Genomic DNA, 22,522 nt, shown 5'->3' on the forward strand with positions numbered 1-22,522 from the left:
ATACCGGCGCCCATGTGAGGAGGGACGTCCCGGCCGCCATACGGTCGCGCCAGCTCTGCGTCAGGCAGAGTTGGTTCGATCTGGGTGCTCCTGCATAGTACAGGGGAAAGCGGCCGTTGATCCTGTGAAAATGAGCACTACGTAGCGCTCCACCTGCGATTGGGCAGGGTATCTCCGGCCTTCCCTCAGGTCGCCCTCTCAGGGCGTCCCGTTCGTCCCCAGCCACCCGGCCAGCTTGCCCCCGGCGCCCACGGCGCGCAGTCGGCGCTCGGCGGCGTCCCGTACCGGGTCCGTGGCGACGACGAGCAGTTCGTCCCCGTGCCGCAGCACCGTGGTCGGCAGCGGAACGAACGATTTTCCCTCGCGGACGACGAGCGTGACGGCGGCTCCGGCGGGCAGCCGCAGCTCGTTGATCTCGACGCCGTGCATCTTCGAGCCGTCGGGGATCACGAAGGACAGCAGGTGCCCGCGCAGTCGCTCCAGCGGCGCCGACTCGATGCCGAGGTCGTCGGCCCCGGGTCCCCGGCTCAGATGCAGTTTGCGGGCCAGCCAGGGCAGGGTCGGACCCTGGACCAGGGTGTAGACGACGACCAGGACGAAGACGATGTTGAAGATGCGGCGACTGTCCTCGACGCCGCCGACCATGGGGATCGTCGCCAGGATGATGGGCACGGCGCCGCGCAGCCCGGCCCAGGACATCAGGGCCTGCTCCCGCCAGGCGACGCCGAAGGGCGTCAGGCACAGGACGACGCTCAGCGGGCGGGCCACCATGGTCAGCGCCAGCCCGATGACGAGCGCGGGCAGGATGTCGTCGCCCAGCTCGTGCGGGGTGACCAGGAGCCCGAGCAGGACGAACATGCCGATCTGCGCGATCCAGCCGACCCCGTCGGCGAACCCGCGCGTGGCGGGCCAGTGCGGCAGCTTGGCGTTGCCCATCACCATCGAGGCGAGGTACACGGCCAGGAAGCCGCTGCCGTGCGCCATGGCGCCCGCGGCGTAGGCGGCGACGGCGATGGCCATGACGGCGATCGGGTAGAGACCGGAGGCGGGCAGCGCCACGTGCCGCAGGCCCCAGGAACCCAGCCAGCCCACCGCGAGGCCGATGGCGGCGCCGATGGCCAGCTCCAGCAGTATCTCGCCCAGCAGCACGTACGAGTGCTCGATCGGACCGTGCGTGGAGAAGGCGACCACCAGGATGACCACGGGGGCGTCGTTGAAGCCGGACTCGGCCTCCAGGGTGCCGGTCACGCGCGAGGGCAGGGGAATCCGCCGGAGCACCGAGAAGACCGCGGCGGCGTCGGTCGAGGAGACGACCGCCCCGATGATCAGCGCCTGCCGCCACTCCAGCCCGATCAGATAGTGCGCCGCCGCCGCGGTGACCCCGACGCTCACCGAGACCCCGGCCAGTGCCAGGGCGGTGGCGGCCGGAAGCGCCGGCTTGATCTCTTTCCACTTCGTGCCCAGACCGCCTTCGGCCAGGATCACGACCAGCGCCGCGTACCCGATGACCTGGGTCAGCTCGGCGTCGTTGAAGCTGATGCCGCCGATCCCGTCCTGGCCCATGAGGACGCCGATCCCCAGGTATACGAGCAGGCTGGGGAGCCCGCTGCGCGAGGAGATCCGGACCGCGGCGACGGCGACGAGCAGGACGAGCGAGCAGACGAGCAGGAGCTGGTTGAGGTCGTGGACAGTCAGCGGCCGTTCCCTTCCCTGGCCCGCACGCACGCGCGCGCGGGCTCACGTACATAGGACACGAAGTGGCGGTTCTCCGCACCCAACTACTTCGTTACCTTACCTAACTCTTGACGATTTCTTGACACTCGGGCAGGCATGATCGAACGTCCGTCCGCGCTGGTTGCCCACTCCGCGTCAAGGTGGAGTGGGCCCTGCGCCTATGGTTGCTCCAGCACTCCAGGACCGCCTGCCGCTCGCGTTAGGACAGCAAGGACAGCGATGCCCCCCAACACCACCGCCTCCACGGGTCAGCAGCCCGGCAAGTCCGGCAGGAAGAAGGGGCGCAGAGGCCGCCTGATCGTCATCGTGCTGGTCCTGGCCGTCGTGGCGGGCGTCACCGGCGGGGCGTACTGGTCCATCAGCACCGTGCGCGCCTCCTTCCCGCAGACCAAGGGGTCGATAACGCTCGACGGGCTGTCCGGGCCCGTCGATGTGAAGCGCGACGGCTACGGCATCCCGCAGATCTACGCCTCCTCCGACGAGGACCTGTTCATGGCACAGGGCTTCGTCCAGGCGCAGGACCGGTTCTACGAGATGGACGTGCGCCGCCACATGACCTCCGGGCGTCTGTCGGAGATGTTCGGCAAGAGCCAGGTCGACAACGACGAGTTCCTGCGCACCCTGGGCTGGAACCGCGTGGCCGAGCAGGAGTACGAGAAGACGCTGTCCGACTCCACCAAGAAGTACCTCCAGGCGTACGCCAAGGGAGTCAACGCCTACCTGGACGGCAAGGGCAACAAGGACATCTCCCTGGAGTACGCGGCCCTCGGGTTCGCCAACGACTACAAGCCGCAGAAGTGGACCCCGGTCGACTCGATCGCCTGGCTGAAGGCGATGGCCTGGGACCTGCGCGGCAACATGCAGGACGAGATCGACCGCGCCCTGATGACCAGCCGCCTGGGCCCCAAGGAGATCCAGGACCTGTACCCGGACTACCCCTACGGCCGCAACAAGACGATCGTCCAGGCGGGCCAGTACGACGAGGTCACCAAGACCTTCGAGCAGGGCTCCACGTCCACCGCGGGTTCCTCCGCCGACAGTTCCACGAGCGGCACGGGAACGGCCGCCGGCTCGGAGGGCGCCGGCCTGCAGAGTCAGCTGTCGGGGCTCCAGGACGTCCTCGACGACCTGCCGACCGCCGTCGGCGTGAACGGCAACGGCATCGGATCCAACTCCTGGGTGGTCGGCGGGAAGCACACCATCACCGGCAAGCCGCTGCTGGCCAACGACCCGCACCTGTCGGCCTCGCTGCCGTCCGTCTGGTACCAGATGGGCCTGCACTGCCGCTCGGTCTCCAGCAAGTGCCAGTACGACGTCAGCGGCTACACCTTCGCGGGCATGCCCGGCGTGGTCATCGGCCACAACAAGAACATCGCCTGGGGGATGACGAACTCCGGCGTCGACGTCACCGACCTCTACCTGGAGAAGCTCTCCGGCGACGGCTACCTGTACGACGGCAAGACGCGCCCCTTCACCACGCGCGAGGAGACCATCAAGGTCGCCGGCGGTTCCCCCAAGAAGATCGTCGTCCGCGAGACCGGCAACGGACCGCTGCTGTCCGACCGCAGCAGCGAGCTGGTGAAGGCCGGCAAGAAGGCCACCGTCGACACCGCCGCCCCCGACCGCGGCGACGGTTACGGCGTTTCGCTGCGCTGGACCGCGCTCCAGGCGGGCACCACCATGGACGCCGTCTTCGCCATGGACAAGGCGAAGAACTGGACCGACTTCCGCGCCGCGGGCGCCCTGTTCGACGTGCCCTCGCAGAACCTGATCTACGCCGACACCGAGGACAACATCGGCTACACGCTCCCCGGCAGGATCCCCACGCGCGCGCAGGGCTACGACGGTTCCGTCCCGGCGCCCGGCTGGGACTCCAAGTCCCGCTGGACCGGCTACATCGACGACGGCGAGCTGCCGTACGAGTACAACCCGTCCCGCGGCTACATCGTCACCGCCAACCAGGCGGTGGTCGACAAGGCCAAGTACCCCTACACGCTCACCACGGACTGGGGCTACGGCGCCCGCAGCCAGCGCATCACCGATCTGATCCAGTCGAAGATCGACGACGGCGGCAAGATCTCCACCGACGACATGCGCCAGATGCAGCTCGACAACAGCAGTGAGATCGCCAAGCTGCTGGTGCCCAAGCTGCTGAAGATCGACATCGACGACAAGACGGTCCGGGACGCGGACGACGTCCGGGAGGCACAGGAACTCCTGGAGGGCTGGGACTACACCCAGGACGCCGACTCGGCGGCCGCCGCCTACTTCAACTCGGTCTGGCGCAACATCCTCAAGCTTGCCTTCGGCAACAAGCTGCCCAAGGAGCTGCGGGTCAAGGGCCAGTGCCTGTGGATCGACCCGGTCAACACCACCGGCCCCGCGGACGACACGGAGAAGGTCCGCGAGTGCGGTGAGCGCGACGCCGACCAGGCGCAGCCGGACGGCGGCGACCGCTGGTTCGAGGTCGTGCGCAGCCTCCTGGACGACGAGAAGAGCGACTGGTGGACGACGCCGAAGAACGGCACCCGTCCCGCGGCCACCGACCGTGACGGCCTCTTCAAGCGCGCCATGATCGACGCCCGCTGGGAGCTGACCGCCAAGCTCGGCAAGGACATCGACACGTGGAGCTGGGGCCGGCTGCACCGCCTGTTCCTGAAGAACCAGACCCTCGGCACCGACGGCCCCGGGTTCCTCCAGTACGCCCTCAACCGCGGTCCCTGGAAGCTCAGTGGCGGCGAGGCCACGGTCAACGCCAGCGGCTGGAACGCGGCCGGCGGTTACGGTGTGGTCTGGGTGCCGTCGATGCGGATGGTGGTCAACCTCGGCGACCTCGACAAGTCGAAGTGGATCAACCTCACCGGCGCCTCGGGGCACGCCTACAACGCCCACTACACCGACCAGACGGACAAGTGGGCCGACGGTGAACTGCTCGACTGGTCCTTCTCGGACGACGCCGTCGACGAGAGCACGAGCGACACCCTGGTGCTCAAGCCGTGAGCCGCTGACGGCACACAGCTGAAGGCGAACGCCGAAGGGGCCCTCCACGCACGCGTGGAGGGCCCCTTCGCATGTCCGGCTCGGGGACTCAGGCCTGGCGGAACCTGCGTACCCCCGACGGCGTCACCACCGCGTCCACCGGACGGTCGTGCGGCTCTGCGGGGACGTGCTCGACGACCTCGGAGTCGTACAGCAGCACCACGCGCGCGGGATGCGCCCCCGCGCCCTCGATGCGGGCCAGGACACGGTCGTACGACCCGCCCCCGCGTCCCAGACGCATCCCTCGCGCGTCCACCGCGAGGCCCGGCAGCAGCACGACGTCGGCGCCGGTCACGGCGTCCGGGCCGAGGCGTTCGCCGACGGGCTCGAAGAGGGCCATCTTTCCGCCGTGTTGGACGCGGGCGAGGGAGTCCTCCCCGAAGTAGGCACCCCAGTCGAGGTCGTTGTCGGGCAGGAGGGCGGGGAGCAGGACGCGCACGCCCCGGGCGCGCAGCGCGTCCAGCAGCGCGAGCGTGCCGGGTTCACTCCCCACGGAGACATACGCCGCCACCACGCGCGCGTGCGCGAGCTCGGGCAGTTCCAGCGCCCGACCCGCCAGCGCGGTCGCTGTTTCCCGCAGGTCATCGGCCGTCAACCTGCTTCTCACCGAGATGAACTCTCGCCGCAACGTTCGCTTGTCAGTGTCGGCCGGACGTCCGGAGTGAGTCACTGGTCGCACCCGTACCCTTCCTAATGCGCTCATATGAGAGTGAATTAACCGGAGCCTCAGATTCACTGCAAAGGCACCGGATATGGTGTCGGGCATGACTCAGTCGCACCCTCGGATCAGCAAGGCTGTCATCCCCGCAGCGGGCCTCGGTACCCGCTTCCTGCCGGCCACCAAAGCCACTCCCAAGGAGATGCTGCCGGTCGTCGACAAGCCGGCGATCCAGTACGTGGTCGAAGAGGCCGCATCGGCAGGCCTCGACGACGTCCTCATGATCACGGGCCGCAACAAGCGCCCGCTGGAGGACCACTTCGACCGCAACTACGAGCTGGAATCCGCCCTTCAGAAGAAGGGTGACGCCGGCCGGCTCGCCAAGGTGCAGGAGTCCAGCGACCTCGCGACCATGCACTACGTCCGCCAGGGCGACCCCAAGGGCCTCGGCCACGCCGTCCTGTGCGCCGCCCCGCACGTCGGCCACGAGCCCTTCGCCGTCCTCCTCGGCGACGACCTGATCGACCCGCGCGACCCGCTGCTCAAGCGGATGGTCGAGGTGCAGGAGCAGCACGGCGGCAGCGTCATCGCGCTGATGGAGGTCGCGCCGGAGCAGATCCACCTCTACGGCTGTGCGGCCGTGGACCCGACCGAGGACGGCGACGTGGTCAAGGTGCACGACCTCGTCGAGAAGCCGGCCGCCGCGGACGCCCCGTCGAACTACGCGATCATCGGCCGCTACGTGCTCGACCCGGCCATCTTCGACATATTGCGCCAGACCGAGCCCGGTCGTGGCGGTGAGATCCAGCTCACCGATGCCCTGCAGCAGCTCTCGCAGGACGAGAAGGTCGGCGGCCCGGTGCACGGCGTCGTCTTCAAGGGCCGCCGCTATGACACCGGAGACCGTGGCGACTACCTGCGTGCCATTGTCCGACTCGCGTGCGAACGTGAAGACCTGGGCCCGGACTTCCGGACCTGGCTTCGCAGTTACGTAGCCGAGGAGATGTAGCGAGTTGAGCACCGCCGCCGCGCCCCGCCCCGCCGACCAGGACCACCTCTGGTCGGTGGACGAACACTTGGAGGACATCCTCGCGACCGTCCGCCCCCTGGAACCCATCGAGCTGCAACTGCTCGACGCCCAGGGCTGTGTCCTGGTCGACGACGTCACGGTGCCGGTCTCCCTGCCGCCGTTCGACAACAGCTCCATGGACGGGTACGCGGTGCGGGTCGCGGATGTCGCGGGCGCGAGCGAGGAGTTCCCGGCGGTCCTCGAGGTCGTCGGGGACGTCGCGGCGGGCCAGGCCGACCTGCTCCAGGTGGGCCCCGGCCAGGCCGCCCGCATCATGACCGGCGCCCCGCTGCCGCCCGGCGCCGAGACGGTCGTTCCCGTGGAGTGGACCGACGGCGGCCTCGGTGAGGGCCCGGTGACCGGGATGCGCGCCCGCAGCCTGGCCCCCGACGGCGCCCGTGGCCAGGTGCAGATCCACCGGCCGGCCGAGGCACGCGCGCATGTGCGCGCCAAGGGCAGCGACGTGAAGGCGGGTGACCGTGCCCTCGAGGCGGGCACGGTCCTCGGGCCGCCCCAGATCGCCCTGCTCGCCGCGATCGGACGCGGCACGGTGCGCGTGCGCCCACGCCCGCGCGTGGTCGTCATGTCCACCGGCAGCGAACTCGTCCAGCCCGACGAGGACCTGGGCCACGGCCAGATCTACGACTCCAACAGCTTCACCCTCACCGCCGCGGCCCGTGACGCCGGCGCCATCGCCTACCGCGTGGGTGCCGTCGCCGACGACGCCGAGACCCTGCGGTCCACCGTCGAGGACCAGCTCGTGCGCGCCGACCTCATGGTCACCACCGGCGGCGTGAGCGTCGGGGCGTACGACGTCGTCAAGGAGGCGCTGTCGCACGTCGGCGACGAGGACGAGGCCGGCAGCGGCATCGACTTCCGCAAGCTCGCCATGCAGCCCGGCAAGCCCCAGGGCTTCGGCTCCATCGGCCCCGACCACACCCCGCTGCTCGCGCTCCCGGGCAACCCGGTGTCGTCGTACGTCTCCTTCGAGCTGTTCGTGCGCCCCGCGATCCGCACCCTGATGGGCCTGGAGGACGTCCACCGGCCGCGGATGACGGCGACCCTCGCTGCCGACAAGGCGTTGAGCTCGCCCAAGGGACGCAGGCAGTTCCTGCGCGGGACGTACACCGACGGCGAGGTGCGGCCGGTCGGCGGCGCCGGATCACATCTGATCGCCGCCCTCGCACACGCCGACGCGCTGATCGTCGTCCCGGAGGACGTGGAGAGCGTCGAGTCCGGCGCCGAGGTCGAGGTGGTCCTGCTCCGCTGAGGGGCCCTGGCCCGCGATACCGTGTCGCGCACAGCAGGTCCGCGCGCCGCACCGCGACGGGCCCGGACCGGGAGCGCCACACGATCATGACTGTGCCTTCCCGGGGGGAGACCCCCGGACCCCATGAGCACGACCGACCCACGCAGGAGCGGCTGACGCACATCGACGAGGCGGGCGCGGCCCGCATGGTCGACGTCTCCGAGAAGGACGTGACCGCGCGTACCGCCCGCGCCAGCGGACGCGTCCTCGTCTCGCCCCGCGTGGTGGAGCTGCTGCGCGGCGAGGGGGTACCCAAGGGCGACGCCCTGGCCACCGCGCGTATCGCGGGCATCATGGGCGCCAAGCGCACACCGGACCTGATCCCGCTGTGCCACCCGTTGTCGGTGTCCGGTGTGAAACTGGATCTGTCGGTCGCGGACGACGCGGTGGAGATCCTGGCCACCGTGAAGACGACGGACCGCACGGGCGTCGAGATGGAGGCCCTCACCGCGGTCTCCGTCGCCGCGCTCACCGTGATCGACATGGTGAAGGCGGTCGACAAGGGAGCGGTCATCACGGACGTACGGGTGGAGGAGAAGACGGGCGGCAAGTCGGGCGACTGGAGCCGGGCATGACTCTCGATGCCTCGGTGGGTGGCGCGCTGGTGGCGCCCTACGCCGCGCTGGTCGTCACCGCCTCCAACCGGGCCGCCGCCGGGGTCTACGAGGACAAGGGCGGCCCGCTGATCGCCGACGGCCTCAAGCGCTTCGGCTTCGCGGTGGACGGACCCCAGGTCGTCCCCGACGGCGACCCCGTGGAGGCAGCCCTGCGCGCCGGAGTCGATGCCGGGTACGACGTCATCGTGACCACCGGCGGCACCGGCATCTCGCCGACCGACCGCACCCCCGAGGCGACCCGTGCCCTCCTCGACTTCGAGGTGCCGGGCATCGCCGAGGCGATCAGGGCCTTCGGACGGGACAAGGTGCCCACGGCGGCGCTGTCCCGGGGGCTCACCGGAGTCGCCGGGCACACGCTGATCATCAACCTGCCCGGCTCCAGCGGCGGGGTGAAGGACGGGCTGGCCGTCCTGGAGCCCCTGCTGACCCACGCCGTCGACCAGATCCGCGGCGGCGACCACCCCAGACCCAGCAGCGGGGGTGCGAGCTGAACAGCCCATCCTGGCCCGTCGTGCTGAGGGACGGCGATGTCGTCCTGAGGCCGATAAAGATGCGCGACCAACGGGCCTGGCGCGAGGTCAACCGGCGCAACCGGGACTGGCTGCGGCCCTGGGAGGCGACCATTCCGCCACCCACGCCCAGCGGACCGATCACGCACCGGCCGACCTACCGCCAGATGGTCCGGCATCTGCGGTCCGAGGCGCACTCGGGCCGGATGCTGCCGTTCGTCATCGAGTACCAGGGGCGGCTGGTCGGGCAGTTGACCGTCGCCGGGATCACCTGGGGCTCGATGTGCTCGGGACACGTCGGCTACTGGGTGGACGAGGCGGTGGCGGGCCGCGGTGTGATGCCGACCGCGGTGGCACTCGCGGTGGATCACTGTTTCCGCACCGTTGGTCTGCACCGCATCGAGGTCTGCATTCGCCCCGAGAACGCGCCCAGCCGCCGGGTCGTGGAGAAACTCGGATTCCGCGAGGAGGGGCTGCGTCCGCGATATCTCCACATCGACGGAGCCTGGCGCGACCATCTCGTCTTCGCGCTCACGGCCGAAGAGGTGCCGGAAGGGTTGCTCGGCCGCTGGCAACGGGCGCGCTCGCAGAAGACATCACAGTCGAACCCGCAGGACACCCGCCAGAACAGCCGAGGGAATCCCGCCTGGCCCGGAAATTGAATAAGTGTTCGAAATTGATCGCCGGATGACCGGCTCAGGGCATTAAATTCGCGCCTCGGCGGGCTGCTGATCGCATCGGTCACAAAAAAAGTTCGAAATATCAGCCAGATCGTGCGACACACCGGCTCAATTGGCGGATGGCCTCACGCAAACCCCTCTACCGTGTGAGACGTGAGCAGCAGCGGCCTCATCTACGCAGTCATTGTCGGGGCCTGGGCCGCCTACTTGGTGCCGATGTGGCTCCGTAGGCAGGACGAGCTGAACGAGGCCCGTCCGACGGAACGCTTCAGCACCGCCATCCGGTTGCTGTCCGGACGGGCGGGGATGGAGCGCCGGTACGCCAAGGACCTGCGCGCGCGCTCCACCGAGGAGGGGGAGCCCAGCGCCGATGACCCGGGCGACGTCACCGAGTCGGTGGACGTCCGGGCCTTCGCCATGCCTCCGACCCGTCCGCAGACCCAGGCTGCGGTACAGGCGCAGGCACCGGGGCGCCAGGAGCCGGCGCGGGAATCCTCGCGAGAACCGGCGGGCAAACCGGCACCCGAACACGGGTCCAGACAGGCCCCCGAGCGCGCGGGCGCGCCCACGGCCGAAGCGGGCTCCGGCCCCAAGGCACGCAAGCGAGTACCCGCCGCCCGGCGGGCGCCCTCGGCCTCGGAGGAGGCGGCAGCAGCGCGCGCCCGGCGCTTGAAGGTGCTCGCGCGCCGCCGGCGTACCACCGTCGTCCTCTTCCTCGCCTTCACCCTCGGCGCGATCGTCGCCGCGGTCGGCGGGCTCGCGTTCCTGTGGGCACCCGGCGTTCCCGCCGTCATGCTCAGCGGGTACATCGCGTATCTGCGCTCCCAGGAGCGCCGCCGCTTCGCCTACCAGATGGACCGGCGCCGCGCCGAGGTCGCCGCGCAGCGGCTGCGCGAGCATGCGCGCCAGTCGCGCCGCCGCGGCCCCGCCGACGCCGGTGCCGGCCTCGACGAGTCCGACGAGGGGCCCGAACCAGGTACCGACCCCGGGCTCTCCGCGCTCGCCGCGGACCGGCGCGCCCTCGTCGAGCAGACCGACCACGCCGAGTGGGTCGACCAGCAGCGCGAGCGGCAGCGCAGGCCCGGCCACGGTGACAGCTGGGACCCGGTGCCGGTGCCCCTGCCGACGTACGTGACCGCGCCGGTCGCGCCTCGGGCCACCTCCGACGTGGACCTCGGCGCGCCGGACGCCTGGAGCTCGGCACGGTCGAGCCCCGTCGGCCGGGACCGGGAGGCGGGCGCCGAGGCCGCGGACGGGTCCGCGCGGGGCGCCGAGCCGGGCGACGCGGGTCCCGAGGAGGAGAAGGCCGAGGGGGGCGGTCGTAGCGACGCCCGCCGGGCCGCCTCCGCCCGCCGGGCGCGTGAGCGGGGCCGTACGCCGCTGTTCGACCAGTTCGAGGACGGCGAGCGGCCACGAGCCGCGAACGAGTAGCCACCCCTCGTCCGGCCAGGGAACGGATTTCCAAGCAGGCCGATCGGGGTGCTAAAGTTTCACTCGTTGCAAGGGCCTGTGGCGCAGTCCGGTAGCGCACCTCGTTCGCATCGAGGGGGCCAGGGGTTCAAATCCCCTCAGGTCCACCGCAACAACTTTCCAGGGAAACCTGGGCAGTTGAAAGATCCCGTCCGATCGGTTGATCGGGCGGGATCTTTGTTGTTCCCAAGGGGTCACGTCTTGAGGGGGACTGTGCAGAAGGCCACCGCGGAGTTACCGGCCAGGCGCGTGGCGCCCTTGCGGAACGCGCGCTTCCGGCGGTTCGTGACCGCCAGTCTCATCTCGGCCACCGGATCCGCGATGGCGCCTCTCGCGCTCGCCTACTCCGTGATCGAGCAGGGCGGTGGAGCCGGGGACCTCGGTGTGGTGCTCGCCACGAACACCGTCCCCACCGTCCTCTTCCTTCTCGTGGGCGGAGTGCTCGCGGACCGGGTCTCCCGGAGCAGGCTGCTCTTCCTCGGCAATCTGCTGGCCGCCGCCGCTCAGGGGGCGCTCGCCGTGACCGTCGCCTTCGGCCAGGCGACGACCACATCCATCGCGGTCTGCGGTTTCGTCTCGGGGACGGCCATGGCCTTCACCGTGCCCGCCACCCAGGGCGCCGTGCCCCAGATCGTGCCGGCGGAGCAGTTGCAGCAGGCCAACGCTCTGCTCAGGCTGCCGAGCAACGCCGTCAAAGTGCTCGGGCCGGCCATCGGCGGAGTCGTCGTCGCGGTCAGCGGCCCGGCCTGGGCGCTGGCCTGGGACGCGCTCACCTTCGCCGTGGCCGCCGTCCTGCTGCTCGGGCTGCGCCTGGACGCGCCCGTCACCGCGACCAGTGCACTGAGTGACCTGCGGCAGGGCTGGACCGGCTTCCGGTCGCGGACCTGGCTGTGGACCTACACGGTCGCCGGGGCCGTCCTCGTCGCCGCCTGGCTGGCCGGCTTCCAGTTGCTGGGGCCGGTCGTCGCGGCGGAACAGTACGCGGGCGCGCGTGACTGGGGGCTCGTGGCGGCCGCGTTCTCCGCGGGGCTGCTGGTCGGGACCGTGGTGTGCCTGCGCTGGCGGCCGTACCGGCTGATGGTCGTGGCGGTCGTGGCAGGTGCACCGCTCGCCGGGCCGTTGCTCGTCATGGCGTGGGGACTGCCCCTGCCCTGGCTGCTGTTGGCCACCCTGCTCGCGGGGGTCGCGCTGGACGTGGCGATCGTCGCGTGGACGACCGCTTTCCAGCAGCACGTTCCGCAGGGCGAGTTGGGACGTATGAGCGCGTTCAACAGCGTCGGGGAGCGGCTGGCCATTCCGCTCGGCTATCTGCTCACCGCGCTCGCCTCCGGCAGCTGGGGCAACCGGACGGTGCTGCTGGCGTGCGCCGGGCTGGTCGTCGCCGCCACCGTCCTCAACCTCTGCGTGCGGGACCTCTACCGCGTCAACGCCGCACGCAACTGAGCGCTCACAGCGCCTTCGCGTAACACAGGCTCAGCTCGTGGAAGCGGTAGTAGCCGAACTTCCCGCACGGCTCGTAGCCGCTGGACGTGTACAGCGCCACCGCCTCCGGCTGCTTCGTCCCGGTCTCCAGCACCATGCGCGTACGGCCCGCCGCCCGCGCGTCCTCCTCCAGTGCGGCCAGGACGCGTCTCGCCAGGCCTCGCCCGCGCATCTGCTCGATGACGTACATCCGCTTGAGCTCGGCGTCCCCGTCCTCGTTGCCCTCGCCGTTCTCGTCCTGTGACCGCCAGCCGCCGGACGCGACGGGGGTGCCGAGCGCGTCGTACGCGATCAGGTAGAGGCCGTTCGGCGGCCTGAAGTCCGCCGTGTCCAGGGGTGTGGCGTCGCCGGCGTCGCCATAGCGGACGCCGTACTCGGCCTGCACCTGATCGCTGAGCTTGACGGCGTCAGGGTGGTCGAAGGGGACGGGGTGTATATACATGCTAGATACCGTATATCAATTCAAGGTCAAGAGTTTCCAGAATCGGACACCGTCCAGTGTGCCGGTAGGGTGCCCGAGTGCTCACTGTGACCTCTGTGAATGTGAACGGGCTGCGGGCCGCCGCGAAGAAGGGCTTCGTCGAGTGGCTCGCCGGCACCGAGGCCGATGTGCTGTGCCTTCAGGAGGTGCGCGCGGAGCCGCAGCAGCTGCCCGAGTCCGTCCGCACCCCCGACGGCTGGCACGTCGTGCACGCGCCCGCCGCCGCCAAGGGCCGCGCCGGCGTCTCCCTCTACACCCGCCGCGAGCCCGACCGGATCCAGGTCGGCTTCGGGTCGAGTGAGTTCGACGGCAGCGGGCGTTACGTCGAGGCCGACCTGCCGGGTGTGACGGTCGCTTCGCTCTACCTTCCGTCCGGCGAGGTGGGCACGGAGCGGCAGGACGAGAAAGTCCGCTTCATGGGCGAGTTCCTCGCCTACCTGAAGTCCCTGCGTGAGCGCGCCGCCGCCGACGGCCGCGAGGTCCTGGTCTGCGGCGACTGGAACATCGCCCACCAGCAGGCCGACCTGAAGAACTGGCGCGGCAACACCAAGAACTCCGGTTTCCTGCCGGAGGAGCGGGAGTGGCTGACCGAGGTGTTCGCCCCGGGCGCGGGCGGCTACGTCGACGTCGTACGGGCGCTGCACCCGGACGTGGAGGGGCCGTACTCGTGGTGGTCGTACCGCGGGCGGGCTTTCGACAACGACACGGGATGGCGCATCGACTACCAGGTGGCCACCCCGGGGCTCGCGGACCGTGCGGTCAAGGCGTATGTCGAGCGGGCGGCCAGCCACGCCGAGCGCTGGTCGGATCATGCGCCGGTGACTGTCGTCTTCGACCGCTAGCATGAAAACGATCTGCCGGCCGCCGTCGACGCACGGAGGTTGACCATGCCGGAAGCCCTGTTGGCGCCAGTGATGATGGACACCATCGAGCGGTACTTCGTCGCCCTGCAGGCGCACGCGTCGGCCGAGGTGATGCTGGACGAGGTCCTGACCCCGGATTTTCGTACCGGGTTCGTGGACGGCCATGTCTGGGAAGGTGGCGACGGGCTGCGCAAGTTCCTCCGGGCTCGCTCGGAGTTCTTCGACGAGTCCCATGAGATCCAGCAGATCTCCGACCCGGACCCGTTGCCCGGCGGGCGGTGGGGTGCCAGGACCCGGCTCCGGTTCTTTCTGCGGCGGCGGCAGCCCGCGGCGGCGGTGAGCGAGGAGTTCACAGGGCTCGCCTTTCACCACTGGGAGTTCCAGCCCGGGCAGCGGCCCTCAGAATGGCGGGTCGCCGCGCAGATGGTGGAGGGCTTCGCCCAGCTCAACGACAATGCGCGGGCGCTGTTCGCCCAGCCGGAGAGCGGGCTCAATACGTAGGGCGCGCGGTCAGTCCCGCTTGCGCAGCCGCCGGTCCAGCGCCAAGGACAGCTCCGCCTCCACCACACTCCGCGCGAGCGGCCGCAGGCGCTGGAGGTCGTCCTCGCGGGCGTGGCGGAGGACCAGTTCGGCGAACATCTCCGCGAGGTCGTCGACGTGTTCGCGAACCTGCTTGCCCGCGGCCAGTACCTCGGCGAGGGGGATGCCCTCGCGGACCAGGGCCGAGGAGACGTCCAGGAGACGGCGGCTGATGTGGACGATCTCGCCGCCGTCGGTGCCGAGGTAGCCGAGGTCCAGGGCGGCGGCGAGGTTCTCCGGGGTGACCTGGCCCTCGAAGCGGGCGGCGAGTTCCTCGGGGGTGAGGCGGACCGGCTCCTCCTCCGTGGGGGCGGCGCCGAGGAGGTCGGCGACGTCACGGCCGTGGTCGAGGGCGTCGGCGAGTTCCGCGATGCCGTTCAGGGTGTGGCCGCGTTCCAGCAGTGCCGAGATCGTGCGCAGGCGGGCCAGGTGCTGGTCGTCGTACCAGGCGATGCGGCCCTCGCGGCGGGGTGGCGGGATCAGTTTGCGTTCGCGGTAGAAGCGCAGGGTGCGCACCGTGATGCCGGCCAGGCGGGCCAGTTCCTCCATGCGGTATTCACGCTTCTCGGTCACCCGGGAACCTTAATTCGTACCGGCGGTAACTTTCCTCGATCCGACCCCTACCGGTCGGTACGGACCTCCTCTACTCTCCCCATTGTGCCAGTGTTCACTGGCATGGTTCCGGGTTCCGGGTGGAAGCAGGGAGGCACAGGCATGGCCGAACGCGAACATGTGCGGGTCGCGGTGGTCGGGTCCGGGTTCGGCGGGCTGGGGGCCGCCGTACGGCTGCGGCGCGAGGGCGTCACCGACTTCGTCGTCCTGGAGCGGGCCGACAGCGTCGGCGGCACGTGGCGGGACAACAGCTATCCGGGGTGTGCGTGTGACGTGCCGTCCCATCTGTACTCCTTCTCCTTCGCGCCCAACCCCGACTGGCCGCGCACCTTCTCCGGCCAGCAGCACATCCGCGCCTACCTGGAGCACGTCACCGACGTCTTCCGGCTGCGGCCGCACATCCGCTTCAACTCGGAGGTGCAGCGGATGACCTGGAACGCCGAGCGGCTGTGCTGGGACATCGAGACCAGCGCGGGGAGTCTCTCGGCCGACCTCGTCGTCTCCGCCACCGGGCCGCTGTCCGACCCGAAGATGCCGGACATCCCGGGGCTCGACTCCTTCCCCGGCAAGGTCTTCCACTCCGCCCGCTGGGACCACGACTTCGACCTGAGCGGCAAGCGTGTCGCGATGGTCGGCACCGGCGCCTCCGCCATCCAGATCGTGCCGTCCATCCAGCCGCAGGTCGAGCGGCTCACGCTCTTCCAGCGGACCCCGCCATGGGTCATGCCCCGCGTCGACCGTGCCATCAGCGGCGTCGAGCGTTCCCTGCACCGGGCCCTGCCCCTCACCGCGCAACTGCGCCGTGGACTGCTGTGGGGCATCCGAGAGCTGCAGGTCCAGGCGTTCACCAAGCGCCCCAACGAGCTCGGCCTGATCGAGCAGTTGGCCAAGCGCAACATGGCCCGCTCCATCAAGGACCCGGCCCTGCGCGCCAAGCTGACCCCCGACTACCGCATCGGCTGCAAACGGATCCTGCTGAGCAGTGAGTACTACCCGGCGCTCGCTCAGCCCAACGTCGACCTCGTCGCCAGCGGTCTGAGCGAGATTCGCGGCTCGACCCTCGTCGCCGCCGACGGCAGCGAGGCCGAGGTCGACGCGATCGTCTTCGGCACGGGGTTCCACGTCACCGACATGCCGATCGCGGACCGGGTGGTGGGTGCGCGGGGGCAGACCCTCGCCGAGTCGTGGAAGGGCGGGATGGAGGCGCTGCGGGGCGCGTCCGCCGCCGGGTTCCCGAACTGGATGACGATCATCGGGCCCAACACGGGCCTCGGGAACTCGTCCATGATCCTCATGATCGAGTCCCAGCTGAACTACATGGCCGACTTCGTGAAGCAGTTGAACGTCCTCGGCGGACGCGCGGCTCTGGACGCCCGGCCCAGCGCCGTGCACGCCTGGAACCGGCGGGTTCAGGAGCGCATGAAGCGGACGGTGTGGAACACGGGCGGCTGCACCAGCTGGTACCTGGACGCCAGCGGCCGCAACACGACAGTCTGGCCCGGTACGACGACCGAGTTCCGGCGGGCCACGCGGCGGGTGGATCTGGCGGAGTACGAGCTCCTGCGAGCGCCGGCCGAGAAGGACGCCACGCCGCAGGACGCCAAGTCGCGGGACAGCAAGGCGAAGAGCGGCAAGTCGAAGGACGCCAACTCCAAGGACGCCAAGTCGGGGGTGACCGCGTGAGCCGGCTGATGCACGTCGCCTCCGGGCCGTACGCCCCGCCCGCCCCCGCCCGTGAGCTGACGGCGATATCCGCCGACGGTGCACCTTTGCACGTGGAGGTGCACGGTCCCGTCGACGACACGGCCGCGCCCGCCGTCGTGCTCGCGCACGGCTGGACCTGTTCGACCGCCTTCTGGGCGGCGCAGATCCGGGAGCTGGCCGTCGACCACCGGGTCATCGCCTACGACCAGCGCGGCCACGGACGCAGCCCGGCCAGCCCGGCGTGCAGCAGCGACGTCCTCGCCGACGACCTCGAAGCCGTACTGGAGGCGACACTCGCACCCGGTGAGAAGGCCGTGATCGTCGGGCACTCCATGGGCGGCATGACGGTGATGGCCGCCGCCGCCCGCCCGGGGTTCCGTTCGCATGCCGCCGCGGTTCTGCTGTGCAGCACGGGCGCCTCGCGGCTGGTCGCCGAGTCCACGGTCGTACCGATGCGGCCGGGGCGGCTGCGGACCTGGCTGACGAAACACATCCTCGGCTCCCGGGCGCCGCTCGGGCCGGTCACGCCGATCGCCAGGTCGATCCTCAAGTACGCGACGATGGGGCCCGGTTCGGCCCCGCACATGGTCGAGGCGTGCGCGCGGATCGTGCACGCGTGCCCGCGCAGGGTGCGACACGCCTGGTCGAACGTGCTGGATCTGCTCGATCTCGACCACGGCGTAAGGGAGTTGACGGTGCCGACCGCGGTGGTCGTCGGCACGGCCGACCGCCTGACCCCGCCGGTGCACGCCCGCTCGCTGGCCGCCGCGCTGCCGCACTGCCTCGGCGTCACCGAACTGCCCGGCCTCGGGCACATGACACCGGTCGAGGCGCCCGAGCTGGTGACCGGGAAGATACGCGAACTCGCGATGACGTACCCGCAGGTCAAGACGTACACGCAGGTCAAGGAGGGCGCATGAGCAGGGTGAGCCTCGAAGGACAGGTCGCCGTCGTCACGGGGGCGGCGCGGGGCGTCGGGGAGCTGCTCGCCCGCAAGCTCTCGGCGCGCGGCGCGAAGGTGGCGCTCATGGGGCTGGAGGCGGACGCCCTCAAGCAGGTCTCCGAACGGCTGCACAGCGACAGCGACCACTGGTACGCCGACGTGACGGATCACGAGGCGATGGCGCGGGTGGCGCGGGAGGTGAAGGAACGGTTCGGGAAGGTCGACATCGTCGTCGCCAACGCGGGTGTCGCCAGCGGGGGACCGTTCGTGGACTCCGACCCTGAGGCGTGGCGGCGGGTCATCGAGGTCAACCTCATCGGGTCGGCGGTGACGGCTCGTGCGTTCCTGCCGGTGCTGATGGAGAGCCGGGGCTATCTGCTGCAGATCGCCTCGCTCGCGGCCATCACCCCGGCGCCGATGATGACCGCGTACTGCGCGTCAAAGTCGGGTGTGGAGGCGTACGCGCACAGTCTGCGGGCCGAAGTCGGTTACAGGGGCGTGCGTGTGGGGGTCGGGTATCTGTCCTGGACCGACACCGACATGGTGCGCGGCGCCGATCAGGACGACGTCATGCGGGAGTTGAGGAAGCGGCTGCCGTGGCCGTCCAACAAGACGTATCCGCTGGGGCCCGCGGTCGACCGGATCGTGGCGGGGATCGAGCGGCGCTCCAGCCATGTCTACGGGCAGTGGTGGCTGCGCGGGATGCAGGGGGTCCGCGGCTATCTTCCGGGGATCATCGGGACCGTGGGGCAACGGGAGATGCGGCGCTTCGGAGACCGGCTGGTGGGGGTGCGGACGGGGCTGGTCGGAGCGGGCGGCGCCGCCGATGAGCAGGAGCGTATTACGCGGCGTAACTGATCGACATGCGCAGGGTTATCGCCCGTGTGAATCTGGTCGAGGCCCCACCGAGGGGCCAACCCCCCACTCACTACGGGAGTGAACCCACATGGGCATGAAGGACCAGTTCAAGGAGAAGTCCGAGCAGCTGCAGGAGCGTGCGCGTCAGCACGGTCAGCAGGAGCGTCCGCAGGGGCAGCCGGAGCGGGGCCGTCCGCAGGGCCAGCCGGAGCGGGGTCGCCCGCAGCGGCCGCAGCGGGACGAGGAGTCCGACCGCATGCGTGAGGACGAGGAGCGCTTCGACCACGACTACGACCGGTAGTCAGTCGGTTCGCTGAACGCGACGCGGGGTGCCCCCTGGATTGGTGGGTGCCCCGCGTTTTGCGTTGCTGTGGGGGTGTGTTGTCGGGTGCCGGCCGGTGGGGGCTTGTCGCGCAGTTCCCCGCGCCCCTCAGGGGGTTGGTGTCGCCGCGCGTCGAGAGGTTGGGGGCTTGTCGCGCCCGCGCGGCGGAGCCGCACATTGGTACAGCCCCGCGCCCCCAGGGGGTTGGTGCCGCCGCCTCTCAAGAACGCCGCGGCAATTTTGGTCTTGACCGGTCCGGTACGTGGGCGTAGTCCGGGGGAGTTGCCGACGGGTTCGTCTCCAACAGCTCCAGCGCCAGTTCCACCGCGTCCGCCAGTTGGGCGTGGCGGCCCTCCGCCCAGTCCAGCGGCGTCCGCAGGACCTCGACGTCGGGGCTCACCCCCTTGTTCTCGATGCTCCAGCCGTACGCGTCGAACCAGGCCGCGTTCATCGGGACCGTGATCACCGTGCCGTCGCCCAGGCGGTGGCGGCCGGTCATGCCGACGACTCCGCCCCAGGTGCGCTGGCCGACGACCGGGCCCAGTCTGAGGAGTCTGAAGGCGGCCGTGATCATGTCGCCGTCGGAGGAGGTCGCCTCGTCGGCGAGGGCGACGACCGGGCCGCGCGGGGCGTTCGAGGCGTACGACACCGGCTGGGCGTTGCGGGTGAGGTCCCAGCCGAGGATCGTGCGGGTGAGTTTCTCCACGACCAGCTCGCTGATGTGGCCGCCCGCGTTGCCTCGTACGTCGACGATCAGTGCGGGGCGTGACATCTCCATGCGCAGGTCCCGGTTGAACTGGGCCCAGCCCGAGCCGCCCATGTCCGGGATGTGCAGGTAGCCGCAGCGGCCGCCGCTCAAGTCCCGTACGACGGCACGGCGTTTGGCGACCCAGTCCTGGTAGCGCAGCGGGCGTTCGTCGATGAGGGGGACCACGGCCACGCGGCGTGCCCGGCCCGCCTCGCCCTCGGCCGGCGTGAACGTCAGCTCCACCGTCGTGCCGCCGGCGCCGGCCAGGAGGGGGTAGGGCCCGGTGACCGGGTCCACGGGGCGGCCGTCGACGTGGGTGAGGACCGCGCCCTCCCGGATTCCGGTGCCTGCCAGCGGGGAGCGGGCCTTGGAGTCGGAGGACTCGCCGGGGAGGATGCGCTTGACCATCCAGCCCTCGTCGCGGCGTACGAAGTTGGCGCCGAGCAGGCCCTGCCAGCGCTGGTAGTGCGCCGGGCCCTCGTTGCGGCGGGCGGCGGAGACGTAGGCGTGTGACGTGCCGAGTTCGCCCAGGACCTCGCGGAGCAGGTCCGCGAACTCGTCGGGGGAGGCGACCCGTTCGACGAGCGGGCGGTACTGGGCCAGGACCGCGTCCCAGTCGATGCCGCACATCTGCGGCTCCCAGAAGTACGCCCGGATCAGCCGGCCCGCCTCCGCGTAGGACTGCCGCCACTCCGCCACCGGGTCGACCTGGTGCAGGATGCGGCGCAGGTCGATCCACACCGTCGTGTCGCTGTCGCCGGACTCGGAGGCCGGAACTCCGCGCAGTTCGCTCTCGTCGACCAGGACCAGCCGGCTGCCGTCGCCGCTCACCGCGAACCAGTCGAGATGATCGACCAGTTCGGACTTCTTCGCCTTGCTGATGTTGAAGTGTTCGAGGGTCGGCCGGCCGGTCATGTCGTCGGGGTTGGCGAACGTCTCGCCCAGCGCGCCCGAGATCGGCCAGCGCAGCCAGACCAGCCCGCCGCCCGCGACCGGGGACAGCGCCGAGTACTTGGAGGCGGTGACCGGGAAGGGGGTGACCCGGCTCTCCAGGCCCTCGATCTCGACGGTCGGTGCGCCGCCGTCCCCGCCCTCCTCGTCCTCCACCGGGTCCAGGCCGCCGGCCGCGGGACGGCCCTCCGGGTTCAGGGCGAAGGGGGAGGGGGTCGCGGAGGACAGGGGGACCAGGTAGGGGCGGCAGCCCAGCGGGAAGGACAGGTCGCCGGTGTGGACGTCGTACACGGGGTCGAAGCCGCGCCAGGAGAGGAAGGCCAGGTAGCGGCCGTCCCGCGTGAACACCGGATTCTCGTCCTCGAAGCGGCCGTTGGTGACGTCGACGATCATCCGGTCCTTTATGCGGGCCAGCTTGATCTGGCGGAGGGTGCGGCCGATGCCGGGGTGCGACCACGTCAGCCAGCTGCCGTCCGGGGAGAAGGCCAGGTCCCGCACCGGACCGTTGACGGACCGGATCAGCTCGGTGACCTCGCCGTTGGAGTCCTCCGTCACGTCGAGCAGCAGGAGGCGTCCGTCGTGCGCGGCGATCGCGAGGCGCTCGCCCTGCGGGTCGGCGACCATCTCCAGGACCCGGCCCAGCTCGCCCGAGGCCAGCCGGCGGGGTTCGCGGTCGCCGGTCGCCCTGGGCAGGTAGGCGATCTCGATGGCGTCCTCGCCCTCCGCGTCCGTCACATACGCGACCTGGCCGACCGAGCCGAGCATCTCCGGGAGCCGGACCCGTACGCCCGGGGTGTCGATGATCGTGCGGGCGGGGCCGTCCCGGTGGGTGAGCCAGTACAGGCTGCCGCGCACGACCACGGCGCTCGCGCGGCCCGTCTCGTCCACGGAGATGCCGTCGACGTGCTGGGCGGCCGGCACCTGGTACGGACGCCGGCCCGCGCGCGGCCCGCTCAGGCGTACGTCGAGCCGGCGCGGCTCGGAGTCCGCGGCGAGGTCGTCCACGATCCACAGGTCGCCCGCGCACTGGTACACCACCCGGGTGCCGTCGCTCGCGGCGTGCCGGGCGTAGAAGGCGTCGTGGTCGGTGTGCCGGCGCAGGTCGGAGCCGTCGTACGCGCACGAGTAGAGGTTGCCGACGCCCTCGTGGTCGGAGAGGAAGGCGATCCGGCCGCCGACGAACATGGGGGAGGCGAGGTGGCCGCCGATGTCCGCGAGGAGGCGTTCGCCGTGCAGCCACAGCCTGCCCATGGCACCGCCCCGGTAGCGCTTCCAGGACGCCGGTTCGTGCGGCGGGGTACCGGTCAGGAGCAGGGACTTGCGCTCGCCGTCGAGGTCGGCGACCTGGAGGTCTGAGCACGGGCCCCAGGGGAGCTTGCGGCCGGGATCACCGTCAGGGCGGACCTTGTAGGCCCAGGTGAAGTGGGAGAAGGGCTCGCCGTGGGAGGCGACGGCGAGGATCACGCCGTCGGGGGTCCAGCCGCACACCTGGGTGTCGGCCGAGCCCCAGTGGGTGAGCTGGCGGCCGGGGCCGCCGTCCACCGGGATGAGGTGGATCTCGGGGACCAGGCTGCGCCAGCTCGTGTACGCGATGTGGCGGCCGTCGGGGGAGAAGCGGGGGTGGCCGCTCTTGGTGCGGTCCACGGTGAGCCGCCAGGCGCGGGCCGGGGTGTCGAGGGGGGCCAGCCACAGGTCGTCCTCGGCCACGAAGCACAGCAGGTCGTCATGGAGGTGCGGCAGGCGCAGATAGCTCACCTACCCATGCTTTTCCCGGGGACGGACCTGAGCAACTCGTGACATGGGGGCGAACGTGACCCACGGCACGAACGAAACCGTTTCGTTTCGCTCGCTGGGTGAGGTACCTTCTAGGTGTACGAAACCGTGTCGTTCGGAG

19 protein-coding genes and 1 tRNA gene are annotated in these 22,522 nt (G+C 70.6%); 15 read left to right on the plus strand and 5 right to left on the minus strand.

The genetic code is table 11. The annotated features are described in order from the left end of the window. Positions 1-198 precede the first annotated feature (198 nt). Complete coding sequence (locus ACWGDB_RS09500) at positions 199-1,725, minus strand: potassium/proton antiporter (RefSeq protein ID WP_453821898.1); 1,527 nt, start codon at positions 1,723-1,725, stop codon at positions 199-201. A gap of 228 nt (positions 1,726-1,953) precedes the next feature. On the opposite strand from ACWGDB_RS09500, the gene ACWGDB_RS09505 reads away from it, so the two are divergent. Continuing rightward, positions 1,954-4,734: a penicillin acylase family protein gene (locus tag ACWGDB_RS09505; RefSeq protein WP_453821899.1), complete on the plus strand. Its 2,781-nt coding sequence runs from the start codon at positions 1,954-1,956 to the stop codon at positions 4,732-4,734. Positions 4,735-4,822: 88 nt separating this feature from the next. Here ACWGDB_RS09505 and ACWGDB_RS09510 read toward each other — a convergent pair whose 3' ends face one another. Then, complete coding sequence (locus ACWGDB_RS09510) at positions 4,823-5,476, minus strand: 5-formyltetrahydrofolate cyclo-ligase (RefSeq protein ID WP_453821900.1); 654 nt, start codon at positions 5,474-5,476, stop codon at positions 4,823-4,825. Between the two features lie 61 nt (positions 5,477-5,537). Here ACWGDB_RS09510 and galU point away from each other — a divergent pair, with 61 nt between their 5' ends. From galU to ACWGDB_RS09550, 8 genes are all read left to right on the plus strand, one after another. Continuing rightward, positions 5,538-6,440: a UTP--glucose-1-phosphate uridylyltransferase GalU gene (gene galU, locus ACWGDB_RS09515; protein WP_453821901.1), complete on the plus strand. Its 903-nt coding sequence runs from the start codon at positions 5,538-5,540 to the stop codon at positions 6,438-6,440. A gap of 4 nt (positions 6,441-6,444) precedes the next feature. Further along, on the plus strand, positions 6,445-7,770 hold the full coding sequence (gene glp, locus ACWGDB_RS09520; RefSeq protein ID WP_453821902.1) for a molybdotransferase-like divisome protein Glp: 1,326 nt from the start codon (positions 6,445-6,447) through the stop codon (positions 7,768-7,770). Positions 7,771-7,856: 86 nt separating this feature from the next. Continuing rightward, positions 7,857-8,384 carry a cyclic pyranopterin monophosphate synthase MoaC gene (gene moaC / locus ACWGDB_RS09525; RefSeq protein ID WP_383606388.1) on the plus strand — a complete coding sequence of 176 codons (528 nt, stop codon included), beginning with the start codon at positions 7,857-7,859 and terminating at the stop codon, positions 8,382-8,384. Next, on the plus strand, positions 8,381-8,917 hold the full coding sequence (locus tag ACWGDB_RS09530; protein ID WP_453821903.1) for a MogA/MoaB family molybdenum cofactor biosynthesis protein: 537 nt from the start codon (positions 8,381-8,383) through the stop codon (positions 8,915-8,917). The genes moaC and ACWGDB_RS09530 overlap by 4 nt, the downstream gene beginning before the upstream one ends. A gap of 59 nt (positions 8,918-8,976) precedes the next feature. After that, on the plus strand, positions 8,977-9,597 hold the full coding sequence (locus ACWGDB_RS09535; protein ID WP_453821904.1) for a GNAT family N-acetyltransferase: 621 nt from the start codon (positions 8,977-8,979) through the stop codon (positions 9,595-9,597). Between the two features lie 171 nt (positions 9,598-9,768). Continuing rightward, positions 9,769-11,046 (plus strand): divisome protein SepX/GlpR, encoded by a 1,278-nt coding sequence (gene sepX / locus ACWGDB_RS09540; protein WP_453821905.1) that lies wholly within the window; start codon positions 9,769-9,771, stop codon positions 11,044-11,046. 72 nt (positions 11,047-11,118) lie between these two features. Continuing rightward, a tRNA-Ala gene (locus ACWGDB_RS09545) sits at positions 11,119-11,192 on the plus strand. 142 nt (positions 11,193-11,334) lie between these two features. After that, positions 11,335-12,528: an MFS transporter gene (locus tag ACWGDB_RS09550; RefSeq protein ID WP_453821906.1), complete on the plus strand. Its 1,194-nt coding sequence runs from the start codon at positions 11,335-11,337 to the stop codon at positions 12,526-12,528. A 4-nt stretch (positions 12,529-12,532) separates the two neighbouring features. Here the strand turns inward: ACWGDB_RS09550 and ACWGDB_RS09555 are convergent, their stop codons facing one another. Further along, positions 12,533-13,009 carry a GNAT family N-acetyltransferase gene (locus ACWGDB_RS09555; RefSeq protein ID WP_453821907.1) on the minus strand — a complete coding sequence of 159 codons (477 nt, stop codon included), beginning with the start codon at positions 13,007-13,009 and terminating at the stop codon, positions 12,533-12,535. Positions 13,010-13,086: 77 nt separating this feature from the next. Here ACWGDB_RS09555 and ACWGDB_RS09560 point away from each other — a divergent pair, with 77 nt between their 5' ends. Next, positions 13,087-13,890: an exodeoxyribonuclease III gene (locus tag ACWGDB_RS09560; protein ID WP_453821908.1), complete on the plus strand. Its 804-nt coding sequence runs from the start codon at positions 13,087-13,089 to the stop codon at positions 13,888-13,890. 45 nt (positions 13,891-13,935) lie between these two features. Then, on the plus strand, positions 13,936-14,412 hold the full coding sequence (locus ACWGDB_RS09565; protein ID WP_453821909.1) for a hypothetical protein: 477 nt from the start codon (positions 13,936-13,938) through the stop codon (positions 14,410-14,412). A 9-nt stretch (positions 14,413-14,421) separates the two neighbouring features. On the opposite strand, the gene ACWGDB_RS09570 is transcribed toward ACWGDB_RS09565, so the two are convergent. After that, positions 14,422-15,063, minus strand: coding sequence for a MerR family transcriptional regulator (locus tag ACWGDB_RS09570; RefSeq protein ID WP_453821910.1), 642 nt, complete (start codon positions 15,061-15,063; stop codon positions 14,422-14,424). A 141-nt stretch (positions 15,064-15,204) separates the two neighbouring features. Between ACWGDB_RS09570 and ACWGDB_RS09575 the strand changes: the two genes are divergently transcribed. The 4 genes from ACWGDB_RS09575 (at position 15,205) to ACWGDB_RS09590 (ending at position 18,908) form a co-directional block, all read left to right on the plus strand. Continuing rightward, positions 15,205-16,785, plus strand: a complete 1,581-nt coding sequence (locus ACWGDB_RS09575; RefSeq protein WP_453821911.1) for a flavin-containing monooxygenase — start codon at positions 15,205-15,207, stop codon at positions 16,783-16,785. Next, positions 16,782-17,726 carry an alpha/beta fold hydrolase gene (locus ACWGDB_RS09580; RefSeq protein ID WP_453821912.1) on the plus strand — a complete coding sequence of 315 codons (945 nt, stop codon included), beginning with the start codon at positions 16,782-16,784 and terminating at the stop codon, positions 17,724-17,726. Before ACWGDB_RS09575 ends, ACWGDB_RS09580 begins: the two co-directional genes overlap by 4 nt. After that, positions 17,723-18,607 carry an SDR family oxidoreductase gene (locus tag ACWGDB_RS09585; protein ID WP_453821913.1) on the plus strand — a complete coding sequence of 295 codons (885 nt, stop codon included), beginning with the start codon at positions 17,723-17,725 and terminating at the stop codon, positions 18,605-18,607. The genes ACWGDB_RS09580 and ACWGDB_RS09585 overlap by 4 nt, the downstream gene beginning before the upstream one ends. An 88-nt stretch (positions 18,608-18,695) precedes the next feature. Continuing rightward, positions 18,696-18,908, plus strand: a complete 213-nt coding sequence (locus ACWGDB_RS09590) for a hypothetical protein (RefSeq protein WP_453821914.1) — start codon at positions 18,696-18,698, stop codon at positions 18,906-18,908. Positions 18,909-19,149: 241 nt separating this feature from the next. On the opposite strand, the gene ACWGDB_RS09595 is transcribed toward ACWGDB_RS09590, so the two are convergent. Continuing rightward, complete coding sequence (locus tag ACWGDB_RS09595; protein ID WP_453821915.1) at positions 19,150-22,383, minus strand: S41 family peptidase; 3,234 nt, start codon at positions 22,381-22,383, stop codon at positions 19,150-19,152. Positions 22,384-22,522: the final 139 nt, after the last annotated feature.

It is taken from the genome of Streptomyces sp. NPDC055013 (assembly GCF_053608645.1).